General features: G+C 53.9%; 12 protein-coding genes. 1 reads left to right on the top strand and 11 read right to left on the bottom strand.

Annotated elements, in window-relative coordinates; all coding sequences use genetic code 11:
• The 11 genes from fcl to USH94_RS02010 form a co-directional block, all read right to left on the bottom strand.
• Nucleotides 1–966 (bottom strand): GDP-L-fucose synthase, encoded by a 966-nt coding sequence (gene fcl / locus USH94_RS02060; protein WP_013097874.1) that lies wholly within the window; start codon nucleotides 964–966, stop codon nucleotides 1–3.
• 2 nt (nucleotides 967–968) lie between these two features.
• Nucleotides 969–2,090 (bottom strand): GDP-mannose 4,6-dehydratase, encoded by a 1,122-nt coding sequence (gene gmd, locus USH94_RS02055; RefSeq protein ID WP_003863514.1) that lies wholly within the window; start codon nucleotides 2,088–2,090, stop codon nucleotides 969–971.
• A 24-nt stretch (nucleotides 2,091–2,114) separates the two neighbouring features.
• Nucleotides 2,115–2,663 carry a colanic acid biosynthesis acetyltransferase WcaF gene (gene wcaF, locus USH94_RS02050; protein WP_045908623.1) on the bottom strand — a complete coding sequence of 183 codons (549 nt, stop codon included), beginning with the start codon at nucleotides 2,661–2,663 and terminating at the stop codon, nucleotides 2,115–2,117.
• A 15-nt stretch (nucleotides 2,664–2,678) separates the two neighbouring features.
• Nucleotides 2,679–3,425: a colanic acid biosynthesis glycosyltransferase WcaE gene (gene wcaE / locus USH94_RS02045; RefSeq protein ID WP_008499420.1), complete on the bottom strand. Its 747-nt coding sequence runs from the start codon at nucleotides 3,423–3,425 to the stop codon at nucleotides 2,679–2,681.
• A gap of 16 nt (nucleotides 3,426–3,441) precedes the next feature.
• Complete coding sequence (gene wcaD, locus USH94_RS02040; protein WP_111965781.1) at nucleotides 3,442–4,662, bottom strand: colanic acid polymerase WcaD; 1,221 nt, start codon at nucleotides 4,660–4,662, stop codon at nucleotides 3,442–3,444.
• Nucleotides 4,637–5,854 carry a colanic acid biosynthesis glycosyltransferase WcaC gene (gene wcaC / locus USH94_RS02035; RefSeq protein ID WP_111965782.1) on the bottom strand — a complete coding sequence of 406 codons (1,218 nt, stop codon included), beginning with the start codon at nucleotides 5,852–5,854 and terminating at the stop codon, nucleotides 4,637–4,639. Before wcaC ends, wcaD begins: the two co-directional genes overlap by 26 nt.
• Entirely contained in the window at nucleotides 5,851–6,342 is a 492-nt protein-coding gene (gene wcaB / locus USH94_RS02030) for a colanic acid biosynthesis acetyltransferase WcaB (RefSeq protein WP_111965783.1), read from the bottom strand. Before wcaB ends, wcaC begins: the two co-directional genes overlap by 4 nt.
• Entirely contained in the window at nucleotides 6,342–7,184 is an 843-nt protein-coding gene (gene wcaA / locus USH94_RS02025; RefSeq protein ID WP_023312403.1) for a colanic acid biosynthesis glycosyltransferase WcaA, read from the bottom strand. Before wcaA ends, wcaB begins: the two co-directional genes overlap by 1 nt.
• Nucleotides 7,185–7,249: 65 nt before the next feature.
• The gene (gene wzc, locus USH94_RS02020) at nucleotides 7,250–9,412 is read right to left on the bottom strand and encodes a tyrosine-protein kinase Wzc (RefSeq protein WP_111965784.1); all 2,163 of its coding nucleotides are present in this window, start codon (nucleotides 9,410–9,412) and stop codon (nucleotides 7,250–7,252) included.
• A 2-nt stretch (nucleotides 9,413–9,414) separates the two neighbouring features.
• On the bottom strand, nucleotides 9,415–9,858 hold the full coding sequence (wzb, locus tag USH94_RS02015) for a low molecular weight protein-tyrosine-phosphatase Wzb (RefSeq protein ID WP_023312405.1): 444 nt from the start codon (nucleotides 9,856–9,858) through the stop codon (nucleotides 9,415–9,417).
• 6 nt (nucleotides 9,859–9,864) lie between these two features.
• Nucleotides 9,865–11,004: a polysaccharide export protein gene (locus USH94_RS02010; protein ID WP_014170829.1), complete on the bottom strand. Its 1,140-nt coding sequence runs from the start codon at nucleotides 11,002–11,004 to the stop codon at nucleotides 9,865–9,867.
• A gap of 692 nt (nucleotides 11,005–11,696) precedes the next feature.
• Here USH94_RS02010 and USH94_RS02005 point away from each other — a divergent pair.
• A complete protein-coding gene (locus tag USH94_RS02005) occupies nucleotides 11,697–13,280 on the top strand; it encodes a TerC family protein (protein WP_111965785.1) in 1,584 nt (527 codons plus the stop codon).
• Nucleotides 13,281–13,398 lie beyond the last annotated feature (118 nt).

Raw genomic sequence — 13,398 nt, 5'->3', positions numbered from 1 at the left:
TTACCCCCGGAAGCGGTGCTGGTTTTCCAGGAACCACTGGTAGGTACTGGCCAGCCCCTGCTCCAGTGACACCTCGTGATACCAGCCCAGCTGATGCAGACGGGTCACGTCCAGCAGCTTGCGCGGCGTGCCGTCCGGTTTCGTGGCGTCAAACACCACGCGGCCTTTATAGCCCACCACCTGCGCGATGGTCTGCGCCAGCTCGCGAATGGTGCAGTCCACGCCGGTACCGACGTTGATGTGCGACAGCATCGGCTCGGTGTTCTCTTGCCACACCTCGCGATCCAGCTCCATAACGTGAATGCTGGCCGCAGCCATGTCGTCCACGTGCAGGAATTCACGCATCGGCGTACCGCTGCCCCACACCACCACGTCCGGGGCGTTCTCGGCGGTCGCCTCGTGGAAGCGACGCAGCAGCGCCGGGATCACGTGCGAGTTGCTCGGGTGGAAGTTGTCGTGCGGTCCGTACAGGTTGGTCGGCATCACCGAACGATAGTCGCGGTTGTACTGACGGTTGTAGGACTCGCACAGCTTGATCCCGGCAATCTTGGCAATCGCGTACGGCTCGTTGGTGGCTTCCAGCGTGCCCTGCAGCAGCTCGCTTTCGGCGATCGGCTGTTTCGCCATTTTCGGGTAAATACAGGATGAACCGAGGAACAGCAGCTTGTTCACGTTGTGCAGATGCGCCGCGTGAATAATGTTGCTCTCAATCATCATGTTTTCGTAGATGAAATCCGCCGGATAGGTGTTGTTGGCAACAATGCCACCCACCTTAGCCGCCGCCAGATACACCTGGTCAATGCGTTCGTTAGCAAAGAAGTCCTGTACCGCACGGCTGTCGAGCAGGTTCAGCTCGTCGCGCGTGCGTACAACCACTTCGACGTCACCGCGCTGTTCGAGCTGGCGAACAATCGCGGAACCTACCATTCCGCGATGACCGGCGACAAAAATACGTTGTTTTGTCATTCTCAGGACTCCAGCGCGATGGCAACCTCGTAGCCATGAGACTTGAGCAGGGAGTGTTTTTTCGCTGCTTCAAGATCTTTGGCTACCATCTCGGAAACCATCTCCTGCAGAGTGGTTTCTGGTTTCCAGCCCAGCTTCTCGTGCGCTTTGGTTGGGTCGCCCAGCAGGGTTTCTACTTCAGCAGGACGGAAGTAGCGCGGGTCAACCTGCACAATCACGTCGCCAGGCTTCACGCCCGGTGCGTCATGGCCGGTCACGGAAACCACGATGCCCTTCTCTTCCACGCCGGTGCCTTCGAAGCGCAGCTTGATGCCCAGCTGTGCGGCAGCCATTTCAACGAACTGACGAACGGAGTACTGCACGCCGGTCGCGATCACGAAGTCTTCTGGCTGTTCCTGCTGCAGCATCATCCACTGCATTTTCACGTAGTCTTTGGCATGGCCCCAGTCACGCAGGGAATCCATGTTGCCAAGGTGCAGGCAAGACTCCAGACCCTGCGCGATGTTGGCGATAGCGCGGGTGATTTTGCGGGTCACGAAGGTTTCGCCGCGACGTGGGGATTCGTGGTTGAACAGAATGCCGTTACAGGCGTACATGCCGTAGGATTCACGGTAGTTCACGGTGATCCAGTAAGCGTACAGTTTCGCTACCGCGTACGGAGAGCGCGGGTAGAATGGCGTGGTCTCTTTCTGCGGGATTTCCTGCACCAGACCGTACAGCTCAGAGGTGGATGCCTGATAGAAACGGGTTTTCTTCTCGAGGCCCAGGAAGCGAATCGCTTCCAGCAGACGCAGCGTGCCCATGGCGTCAACGTCAGCGGTGTACTCCGGGGATTCGAAGGAGACCGCAACGTGGCTCATCGCGCCCAGGTTGTAGACTTCATCCGGCTGCACTTCCTGCAGGATACGGGTCAGGTTGGAGGTATCGGTCAGGTCGCCGTAGTGCAGGTGGAATTTCGGGTTCGCCGCGTGCGGATCCTGATAGATGTGATCCACACGTTCGGTGTTGAAAGAAGACGCACGACGCTTAATACCGTGTACTTCATAACCTTTTTCCAGCAGTAATTCTGCCAGGTAAGAACCATCCTGCCCGGTAACGCCGGTGATGAGAGCGACTTTAGACATGTTTATATTCCTCTACTTATGAATTTAATCAGTTTCAACGCGTTCGCGTATCACCACTGCGGGGTTGCCACGGCAAACTTTATTTGCCGGTAGCGATTTAAAAACGCTGCTGCGGGCACCGACTACCGTGCCATCGCCAACAGATACACCCGGTGCAACAAAAACATCCGTTGCCAGCCAGCATTTTTCGCCAATCACAATAGGCGAGGCGGTAATATCAAAATGCTGACTCATAAAGTCATGGCTTCCGGTACACAAATAACATTTCTGTGAAACCACCGAATTTGCGCCAATCGTAATCTCGCCAAGGGTATATAACACCGCGTCATCCCCTACCCAGGCATAATCCCCGAGCGTTAATTTCCACGGATAGGTAATTTTCACCGAAGGCCGAATGACTACGTTTTTTCCTATTTTTGCGCCAAACAGGCGCAATAAAAATGCTCGCCAGCGGTACAGTATTTGCGGTGACCAGGCAAATAAGGTGGCCTGAACGGCCCACCATAGCTGCACTTTAATACCGCCCGCCCCCCGAAAACCTTTCGGTACGGAGAAACCGTTCAGATCCTGCATTACGTTTCCTTATATTCAGGCTTTGTTATATAAGGCTTTCGTTTTACTCGTGGTGCGCACGCGTAAAAAATAAGACAACTCCGCCCAGAACCCCGGCACGCGTAATATTTTACGCTGTACGTTTTTGGCATCCTGGCACAACTCCAGATTATTCGAGGTTGACACGCCACCCATCGAAAATTCAGATACCAGCCCTTTAATTCGGCGGAACGGGTAACCTGACTTATACAGACTGGCTGCCAGCGCATAATCGGATGACACTTTATACTGCAAATCATAAGGCTGTTTTTTCAGACCTTTTACCGGAAAGAAAATGGCCTGATGGCTGGCGGGCAAACTATGGTAGATATACCAGCCCGGCTTCGCGCTGCGGCACACTTTATGTCCGTCGCCAAAATCAAGCAGCGCATCGCCAATATACATGGCGTCCTCTTTCTGGCGCGCCAGCTGACGGGCAAACAGCGCCACGTCGTCATGGAAAATATCACCCGAATTCAGGAAGATGGCATAACGGCCTTGCGCCATATTGATGCCTTTGTTCATCGCATCGTAGATGCCTTTATCTTTCTCGCTGATGTAGCGTAAGTTGAACTCACCGTTGAGTTTTTCCAGAAACTCCGCCGTGCCATCGTTCGAGCCGCCGTCGACCACAATCCACTCAAAGGTGAGGCTTGGATCGCGCGCCAGGTTGCGCAGCGAGCGCCAGGTTTTTACCACCCCTTCGTAATTACGAAAAGCGACAGTAATGACGCTAAGAAACATAAATCACCTCATTTCGTCATACGTGCGTAATATTAAGCGCTTTGCGCAGAATAAACGGACAGACAATCAAGAAAGCATATTCCGGGCTAAATATTGACCCGGTAAAAAACAGCGACACCGGCGTAAACAGATAAAGTTGCACGCGAAAGTTCTGGTTATCACCAAACGCGTTAATCATCATTTTGAAAACTTTAAACAGATACCACAGCGTCAACAGTATGGCGAACCATGAAAAATAAATAATTAACAGATACAGACCATTGTCTATGGTTTTACCGACATCCGCACCGTTAAAGATTCCGAATGATGCAACATATTCGTAAAGTGAGCCGAATCTTACTACACCATCAATATGGGTTAAGGAATAACCCACCATCACCAGCGGTCCAATGATGCGATAATAGGACGAAGACCCTTCCGTTCCCAAATCACCCAGACGTTCTGAGATGTACGGGAAGGCAAATATCACGCCCACCATAAATACCGTCAGGGAGATAATCGCCAGCGGCAATTTTTTCTTAATCGCATCTTTGTTCAGGTACTGAAACGCCCATTCCAGCAGGTAAAACAGGATAAATGTCATTACCCCTGAGAACGATCCAGAGAGAACAATTCCTGCAAGAATCATAGCATCGGTCTTAGGCGTTTTGATACCAAACTGTTTGATGCTGAGCCAAATTGAGATTAACGCCAGAGCGAAAAACGCCGGTTCAAAATAGAGGGCCGTGGTACGCTTCCCGCCGAACTTGATGAAGTTCAATACATAGCTGTTGCTGTAAATGAGATATTTCGAAATTATCTCCATCAGGCTGCTGCCGCCGGTAAGAATAATTTGCGCCATCTCCATTGCAGCAAGCATAACAATTAACGCAACGGCAATATAAAAGAACCTGAGGATTTTCCGATAATTGTGTGGAGAAATCGTTTTGAAGCGAATACTCCAGACCATTCCGATAATAATAACGATATAAACAAACAGCATGGTCGAGGTGACGTATTTACTGGCATCCAGCGACTGGCCAAAGATGTAGTTAAACAGCGTCAGGCCCGTGCCCAACCCTAAGGCAATCATCAGCTTCTTAAGGTTGATTTTATCGACATACAGCAAAAGCAGAACGGGCAAGAAGGTGACGATGGTTATCGGGAAGCTTTCGCCGAGCTGGGCAATTTTGACGTTGACCAGCAGGTAGATCAGCGGCAGCAGCAGATAACTACAGATTCTGATAGAACGAGACATATTCCTCCAGCATCTGTTGTCCACTGTAGGCCTTGCGGCTGCGGTTGCGGAACGATTCCAGGTCAGTGCCAAAAACGGCCTGAGCGATCTGCGCCTTCGGCAACTGAACCAGCGGCAGAACCTCCTGCTCGGCAAAAGTTTTGCCGCCGGATTTTTCCAGCACTTCACGTGCCGCATCGCTGTGGGTGGCAATCACCGGCACGCCGATGGAGAGCGCTTCACAAAGGATCAGCGGATAGTTATCCACGCGTGAACTGAATACCAGCGCATCCATTTCATTAAGCGCGCTCATCAGCTTGCGCTTATCAGTTTCAAACCCGTGGTTCACCACGTTAGCCCCTTCGAACGGGGAAAATTTGCCGAAGGTATGAAGCTCAATTTTGTCACCCAGCGCCATCATGTCGCGCACCAACTGCTGGTTGGTTTTCCCGTCGTAGCGCAGGTCATGCGCAACGATAGCGATTTTCGGTTTGCCCGCGGTTTCTGCCACCGGCGTCAGCTCGGCGAGAATGGCTTCCGTCGCCACGTCGATGCCGTTGTTAATAATCTGACAGCGCCCTGCCCCGTACAGGCTGTTGAAGGCATCGGCCACGTGCTGGCTCGGGGAGATAAACGTACAGCCGAGCGACAGCATGTCGCGGAAAAGCTGGCGCTTTCCGGCGACCAGCTGATGCGCGCGATCCACCTTCACCGGCGGATAGTTGCTCAGCGTCGGGCATTTCTGGCAATTGTTTTTCCAGCCTTCGCAGCCGTCGGTAAACGCGCAGCGCCCGGTTACGCTCCAGTGATCGTGCAGCGTCCAGACAAAGCGGGTGTCGGGCTTGTGGGCCTGCACCTTCTGGCAAAACGCCACCACCTCTTCCAGATTCAGCCAGTAGCTGTGCAGCACGTGAAAATGCAGCACAACCGGGCCGGTGGTACGGGTTACCGTGCGGTACAACGTGTTCAGGTTGCCAAACAGATCGCGGTTAAACAGACGGAACAGCGCAATGTTAGCAATCGAGGTCAAACGCGGCGTGTGCTTATGCACCTGCGGGAAATTATCGTGGCTAACGCTTTTCTTGCCGCCTTTGCCATAGCCGTAAATAAAACGAGACTGGAGTCCTTTTTGCAGCGCGCGCTGGTGCAGATCCAGCGCCACCCCTGCCGCTCCGCCTTCTGCGAGGCGTACGTTAAATTGCAGAATGTTCATTTAATCACCTTCACGCGGGCTTTTTCTCCCACCACCAGCGCGTTATCCGGAATGCTGTCCAGCACCACGCTGCCAGCACCAATCGTGACGTTATTACCAATCGTAATGTCACCGATGATCACCACGTTCGCGCCCAGCTCGACGTTATTGCCGATAACCGGGCAGGCCAGGCTGTCCGGCCCGCGGTTGCCCATGGTCACCCCATGGCGGATGGTGAAATCATCCCCGGCAACCACGAACTTGTTGATCACCACCGCATAGCCGTGATGGATGGTAAAGCGGCGGCCAATGGTGGCAGCGGCCTGAATTTCATAGCCAAAAAAGCATTCGGTAATGATGCGGTACAGCACCAGCACGGGTGCCGCCCAGATATTGTTCAGCACATTTTTCTTGCGCCACACCGAGCAAAAGTGCGCGATGCGGTACGCCAGAACCATGCAGCACGGACGCAGGCTCCAGCTGTTAGCGCGGCAATCTTCCAGAAACATTATTTCCCCCGAAGTCCATCAGCCAGACGCTTGCCGTTACGCACGGACAGCAGCGTCAGCAGCGTGCGCCAGTTCATGCGCTTATTGCGGATCTGATAGAGGGTAAAGAGCTGATATTTACGGCTGGCACGGTCAAACTTGTCCTTGTGCTTGCGGTAAAAATGGAAGTAGCCGGAGAACTTCTTCGGCGAGGAAGTGATTTGCATCTCCCCGTGGTTGATGTGCAGGATTTGCGTAGCCTCTTCCACTTTCCACGGCTCGCCGTATTCCACCACCATGCGCAGGAAAATATCGTAATCCTGCGCGGCCTTGAGTTCGGTATCAAACAGGCACTCTTTGAAACGCCAGGCCCAGGTGAATACCTGGTTACCAATGATGTTGCGCTTGTAGAACAGGCGGCGTGAGTACGGTGATTTCGGGTACAGCGGCAGGCTGGCGGGCTGCGAGTAGACCTCGCCCTGGCAGACATAGTCGTTGGCGTACAGGAAAGCGTGCGTAACCAGCTGTTCTTTATGCGACAGGAAAATAGACAGGCGGTTAGGCGTCCATTCGTCATCGTCGTCGATTCCGGTGAGATACTGCCCTTTGGCCTGCATAATCGCCTGATTACGCACCGCACAGGCGCCGGAGTTGATGGCGTTGTGGGTATAGACCACCCGCGGGTCGTTGAGGTCAGTCACAAACTTTTGCAGCTGTTCATACGAGGAAGAGCAGTCATCAACGATGATCAGCTCCCAGTTATCGTAATCCTGACGTAACACCGACTTGATTGCGCGGATCGCCAGCTGCTGACGATTCCATGTCGGCATATAGATTGAAACTAAAGGGCGTTGTGTGGTCATGATCTTCCCCTGATCCCTCACCCCGCCCCTCTCCCCTCGGGAGAGGGTTAGGGTGAGGGGGATTGTTATTTGCTGTCAGACTTATATTCGTACTCGTAATACCCGTAATCCTGGTACCCGGTCGCGCGGCGGAAGATGGAGTTCAGGATCACCCCTTTCACCTCAATCCCGTTCTGCTCGAAGCGACTCAGGCTGGTTTCCACCTCTTTCAGGGTGTTCACCGCGTAACGCGCTACCATCAGCGTGGTGCCCGCATGGCGGCCAACAACGGCTGCGTCGGTCACGGCCAGAATTGGCGGCGTATCGATCAGCACCAGGTCGTAGTTTTTGCTCGCCCACTCCACCAGTTCGGTGAAGCGTTCGCTCATCAGCAGTTCGGACGGGTTAGGCGGCACCTGACCGCGTGGGATCAGATCGAATTTCGGCACCGTTGTAGGTTTCGCGCTCTGGCTGATGTCACCTTTACCGAGCAGGATTTCCGACAGACCGTTAACGTTGTTGGTACCCAGCAGCTCGTGGGTGTAGCCCTTACGCATATCGCAGTCGATCAGCAGCACACGCTTGTTGGTCTGGCTGACAACGGCCGCCAGGTTGGCGCAGACGAAGGTTTTACCGATTGAGGGGCTAACGCCGGTTAACATCAGTACGTTGTTTTTGGCCTGCATCATCGCGAAGTGCAGGCTGGTGCGCAGGCTGCGGATCGCTTCGATAGCGAGGTCGGTTGGGTTACCCACCGCCAGAAGCTGGCTCTGTTTGTAACGCTTAACGCCCTTGATAGTTTTCACGCTGTCACGGGATTTTTGCCACTCAGACAGCGGGATGCTGGCATAGACGTTGATACCGCTCTCTTCCAGCACCTGCGGGCTTTCGATTCCACGGTTGAACAGCGAACGCAGCAGTACACCGACGATGGAGAGCATCAGGCCGAGAATAATGCTGCCGAGAATAATCAGCGCTTTCTTCGGCTTCAGCACCCCTGGCTGGGTAATCGCCGGGTCGACGATACGCACGTCACCGACGGTACTGGCTTCGGTGATTTTCAGCTCCTGCTGCTTGTTCAGCAACTGCATGTAAACCTGCTGTCCGGACTCCACGTCGCGGGTCAGACGCACGATCTCCTGCTGCGTTTTCGGCATCGCGGTCACGCGGTCATTGAGCTTCGCCTTCTCCTCTTCCAGCGTACGGCGTTTCTCCAGCAGCGTGCGGTAGGCCGGGTGGCGTTTGGTATAAAGCTTGGAAATTTCCGCCTCTTTGAAGGTCAGCTCGTTGAGCTGCGCATCAATGTTGACCATCGAATCAAGGACCGATTTTGCCTCCAGCGGCAGGTCAACGGAGTCTTTATCCTGACGATAAGCGTTCAGCTTGTTCTCAGCTTCATCGAGATGGGCGCGCACTTCCGGAAGCTGTTTTGACAGGAACGCCAGGCTTTTCGCCGCTTCCGCCGACTTACGCTCGACGTTCTGCTCAAGGTAGTTGCGGGTAATGCTGTTCAGGATGTCGCGGATTTGATCCTTATCTTCACCGGTAAAGGTCATGCTCAGCACGCCGGTGTCCTTACCGTTTTCGGTGACGGTCAGGTTGTTTTGCAGATTGTTGATCATCCCCAGCGTGGAGAATTTGGTGACGGTGAATTCACCGCCCTCCTGGGCGTTAATCGCGCTGACCATCATGCTGACGCCGTCTTTGGTCAGCATCTGCCCCACTTCACCGCGGGCGCTAAAACCTGCGTCGCTGGTTAGCTGATACTGTTTCGGGCCAAGAACCGTCAGGGTAAACGTCTGATCGGCAGCCCCTTTCGGCAGCACAAAGTCAGTGACTTTCACCGTGTCATTGCTTCGCCCCATCAGACGGTCCCAGCCGGCACCAAAGACTGGGAAGGTATTTTTGGTGACGGAGATATCGAGCCCGAGATCGTGAACCGTTTTACCCAGCACCAGACGTGACTGGATGAGCTGAATTTCAGCGTCGGATGCCGGCGGCTTGTTCGCCAGCGCGGAGCCGATATCCTGCACCAGCGAGTTGCCGGTATTCTGCTCGATCTGCACCAGCGCGTCGGCGCTGTAGATAGGGGTGGCGAACAGCGTATAAACGACGGCCGCCGCGGCGAATACGGCGGTAATGCCAAGCACCCACCACTTTGCCTCTACAACAGTGCCGACCAGGCGCCCAATATCAATTTCATCACTGCCCGAAGTCGGGGCGGCAGAAGGTCTTGTTTTTTCTGTCATTGTTATCCCTGCTGAACTTTCAGTGCCTGCGCCCACTGTTGGGCAGACTGGTCAAGTAAGGTGTAAACCGCCTCAAAGGCCTCATGGCTTTTGCGATACGGATCGGGGATTTCACGTTCATTGTCCCAGTGACCAAACAGCATCACCTTGCCGCGCATCTCCGGAGCGATATCGCACAGCGCATGAATATGGCGTTTTTCCATCGTCAGGATCAGGTCATACTCCCGGCACATGCGGCCAGTGACCTGGCGGGCCACGTGACCGTCAAGAGAGAGGTGATGATCCCGCGCTACGCTCGTTGCGCGCTCATCGGCACCTTTACCGACCAGTGCACCCAGCCCTGCCGAATCAACGGTTAGTTCGGGCTGGTAGTGTTTCAACAACCGTTCAGCCGTAGGGGAACGGCAAATGTTCCCCACGCATACCACCAGAATTTTGTTAAACATCGCGGATTACCAGGTATGAATGTCGCGCGCCGTATCCGTCATGTAGCGAACGCCACTGATGGTTGGCAGCAACTGGTTGATCAGACGGTTCCAGCGGGCAACCGGCGCGGTGGTGACATACACCACATCGTATGGCTGGAGACGGAACTCCGTCGCCATCACCAGAGAGGTCGCATCGGACATATCCAGCTGGTAGATGTTGGCGATCTTGCCTTTCGCGCTGCCCTCACCTTTCAGCGGACGGATCACGAAGATACCGGTCGCGTTAGAGGTCGTCAGATCGATACCCTCAGCATTGCCCAGCGCTTCGGTCAGCGTCATACCGCTGAAGTCCATCTTGAGGGTGCTCTGTTTCTTCACTTCACCCATCACGAAGACTTTCAGATCGTCATTGCGCGGCACGTAGAGAATGTCGCCCGGATAAAGCAGGCGGTTCTGGGTCAGATCGCCGTTTTGCATCAGCGCCTGTAGCGAAATGCGCTGCTCCTTCCCGTTGTGGGTGAGCACGACGTTGCGCCAGTCGGCGCCGTCGGTTAACCCGCCCGCGGCGTTGATGGCATCCAGTACGGTCAGAGGAACGTTGGTGATGGCCTGCTGGCCGGATTTGTTCACCTGGCCCGAGATATAGGCTTTTTGCGAGCGGAATGCGGCGATATTAACGTCCACCTGCGGATCGGCGATGTACTGCGCTAAGCGGCCGGTAATATCACTACGGATCTCGGCAAGCGTTTTCCCCGCAACATGGACTTTACCAATGTAGGGATAGAACATGGTGCCATCTGACTGCACCCAGTTACCGGTGTCGCTTGAGCTGCGGTACTGGCCCGCAGGCGTGGTCAGTTCAGGGTGGTCCCAGACGGTCACGTTGATCACGTCACCCGGCCCCACGCGATACTGGTAGGACGCAATTTCCTGGTCCAGCGACATATTCGGCTGGGCAACATTCGGACGTGGACGTAATTGTTCGACCAGACGAGGCGTAAGTGGATAAACATTCACCATTTTGTCGAGATCAAAATCGGCATCCTGTTGCTTGATCACATCCTTACCCATTGTTGACATATTGCTGCCGGGAAAGACCGTGCAACCACTCATCAAGGTCACAGACACCAATAATGGCATCAATTTCATTTTGGATTTCATCATTGATTATTTATCACTTTGGCAGAGTAATTATCCTGTGCAATTTAAATAAGCTCGAGTCGTATTGGGTTTCAGCATGCAGTTAATCAAATAGAAATATAACTGGCATCAGTCCTAAAAAAAGCTTATTCATCCATTGGCTCTTGACAGAATAATCGAGGCTGATTCACACGCTTTCAGGCACGCTACCGCCCTTGGCTTTCAGTTACCAATCCACTGACTAAACAATGTGTTATGGATAGACACCCTCTTGAGCAAGGTCTTCTGGAAATATATCAGTCGCTTGAGAAACCCGACGAATAATGAATAACCATCCCTGAAGACCGAACATTAATAGCAACACCGAGATTTAACATTTGATGCTGGGAGAATTGTTGCAGCTAACCTAATAGCAGGCAAGGAGACAACTGTCCTAATATCGGTTTTTAAGATTAATATTAAGAGCAAATTTTTGACCTTTTAGGATTTTCTTTATATTGACAAAATGAAAGTAAAAATCATCGCCTGCGATATATCCTAAAATGCTTTCCCTGTAATTAAATATACGTATTTCGCTTATTTACAGATTATTGAGAATGCTCTCTTTTTTACCCGTCGTATTAAGAGAAATCTCAGCCCGGCATTGCAATTTCCCCCAGCTTTATCCATGATCGAAGTGTGACATTTGTCATATTACAGAAGGTATTGCTATTACTATGGAATGGATTGCCGATCCCTCAATCTGGGCCGGGCTGGTTACGCTGGTCGTCATCGAGCTGGTGCTCGGGATTGATAATCTGGTCTTTATCGCCATCCTCGCTGAAAAACTGCCTCCTTCCCAGCGCGGCCGCGCGCGCGTAACGGGTCTGCTGCTGGCTATGGTGATGCGGCTACTGCTGCTGGCCTCTATCTCCTGGCTGGTGACGCTCACTCAGCCTCTGTTCTCCATTCACGGTCTGAGCTTTAGCGCCCGCGATCTGATCATGCTCTTCGGCGGGTTGTTCCTGCTGTTTAAAGCCACCGTGGAGCTCAACGAGAGGCTGGAGGGCAAAGACAGCGAGAACCCGACCCAGCGCCGCGGGGCGAAATTCTGGCCGGTGGTGGCGCAAATCGTGGTGCTGGATGCGGTCTTCTCCCTTGACTCGGTGATCACCGCCGTCGGGATGGTGGACCACCTTGCGGTGATGATGGCCGCAGTCATTATTGCCATCACGCTGATGGTAATGGCCAGCAAGGCGCTGACCCGCTTCGTGAACAGTCACCCGACCATCGTGATCCTCTGTCTGAGCTTCCTGCTGATGATTGGCTTTAGCCTGGTGGCCGACGGCTTTGGCTTCCATATTCCGAAAGGCTACCTGTATGCCGCCATCGGATTCTCCGTCATGATTGAAGCGCTTAACCAGCTGGCGATATTTAACCGCCGCCGCTTCCTTTCCGCGAATCAGACCCTGCGTCAGCGCACGGCCGACACGGTTATGCGCCTGTTAAGCGGTAAGAAAGAGGATGCCGAGCTTGACGCCGAATCCTCCGCCATGCTGGCCGATCACAGCGACGGGCAGATCTTTAACCCGCAGGAACGGCTGATGATTGAGCGGGTGCTCAATCTCAATCAGCGGACGGTTAGCAGCATCATGACATCGCGACATGACATTGAACATATCGACCTGACGGCCCCGGAAGCGCACGTTCGCGCACTGCTGGATAAAAACCAGCACACCCGCGTGGTGGTGACCGGCGGTGAAGAAGAAGATGAGCTGCTGGGCGTGGTGCACGTTATTGACCTGCTCCAGCAGCAGCTTCACGGTGAGCCGCTCAATCTCCGCGTCCTGGTCCGCCAGCCGCTGGTATTCCCGGAAGGGCTACCGCTACTTTCCGCCCTGGAGCAATTCCGTAACGCGCGCACGCACTTTGCCTTTGTAGTAGATGAGTTTGGTTCAGTGGAAGGGCTGGTCACGCTCAGCGACGTGATGGAAACGATCGCCGGTAATCTGCCTAACGAGGTGGATGAGATTGACGCGCGCCACGACATTCAGAAAAACGCAGACGGCTCCTGGACGGCTAACGGCCACATGCCGCTGGAAGACCTGGTGCAATACGTGCCGCTGCCGCTGGATGAAAAACGAGAATATCACACCATTGCCGGCCTGCTGATGGAGTACTTGCAGCGTATCCCGCAGCCGGGAGAAGAGGTTCAGGTGGGAGACTATCTGCTCAAAACGCTGCAGATTGAAAACCATCGCGTGCAGAAGGTTCAGCTCATTCCGCTGCGGGATGAAGAAGAACTGGATTTTGAGGTTTAGGTAAAAAAAAACGGCAACCCGGTTGCCGTTTTAGTATTTGCTCCCTCTCCCGTGGGAGAGGGTCGGGGTGAGGGCATCAGGCCGCACTGGCCTCCGGGTAAGGCGAGGCACAACGGAC

Source organism: Enterobacter sp. 148H3 (assembly GCF_034107425.1).
In the GTDB taxonomy this organism is placed as follows: domain Bacteria; phylum Pseudomonadota; class Gammaproteobacteria; order Enterobacterales; family Enterobacteriaceae; genus Enterobacter; species Enterobacter vonholyi.
This window is presented reverse-complemented; position numbering and strand designations above follow the sequence as displayed.

Excerpts from the sequence above, each read along its gene's own strand:
- fcl (WP_013097874.1), bottom strand. The coding sequence starts at position 966 with ATGACAAAACAACGTATTTTTGTCGCCGGTCATCGCGGAATGGTAGGT.
- gmd (WP_003863514.1), bottom strand. The coding sequence starts at position 2,090 with ATGTCTAAAGTCGCTCTCATCACCGGCGTTACCGGGCAGGATGGTTCT.
- wcaF (WP_045908623.1), bottom strand. The coding sequence starts at position 2,663 with ATGCAGGATCTGAACGGTTTCTCCGTACCGAAAGGTTTTCGGGGGGCG.
- wcaE (WP_008499420.1), bottom strand. The coding sequence starts at position 3,425 with ATGTTTCTTAGCGTCATTACTGTCGCTTTTCGTAATTACGAAGGGGTG.
- wcaD (WP_111965781.1), bottom strand. The coding sequence starts at position 4,662 with ATGTCTCGTTCTATCAGAATCTGTAGTTATCTGCTGCTGCCGCTGATC.
- wcaC (WP_111965782.1), bottom strand. The coding sequence starts at position 5,854 with ATGAACATTCTGCAATTTAACGTACGCCTCGCAGAAGGCGGAGCGGCA.
- wcaB (WP_111965783.1), bottom strand. The coding sequence starts at position 6,342 with ATGTTTCTGGAAGATTGCCGCGCTAACAGCTGGAGCCTGCGTCCGTGC.
- wcaA (WP_023312403.1), bottom strand. The coding sequence starts at position 7,184 with ATGACCACACAACGCCCTTTAGTTTCAATCTATATGCCGACATGGAAT.
- wzc (WP_111965784.1), bottom strand. The coding sequence starts at position 9,412 with ATGACAGAAAAAACAAGACCTTCTGCCGCCCCGACTTCGGGCAGTGAT.
- wzb (WP_023312405.1), bottom strand. The coding sequence starts at position 9,858 with ATGTTTAACAAAATTCTGGTGGTATGCGTGGGGAACATTTGCCGTTCC.
- USH94_RS02010 (WP_014170829.1), bottom strand. The coding sequence starts at position 11,004 with ATGATGAAATCCAAAATGAAATTGATGCCATTATTGGTGTCTGTGACC.
- USH94_RS02005 (WP_111965785.1), top strand. The coding sequence starts at position 11,697 with ATGGAATGGATTGCCGATCCCTCAATCTGGGCCGGGCTGGTTACGCTG.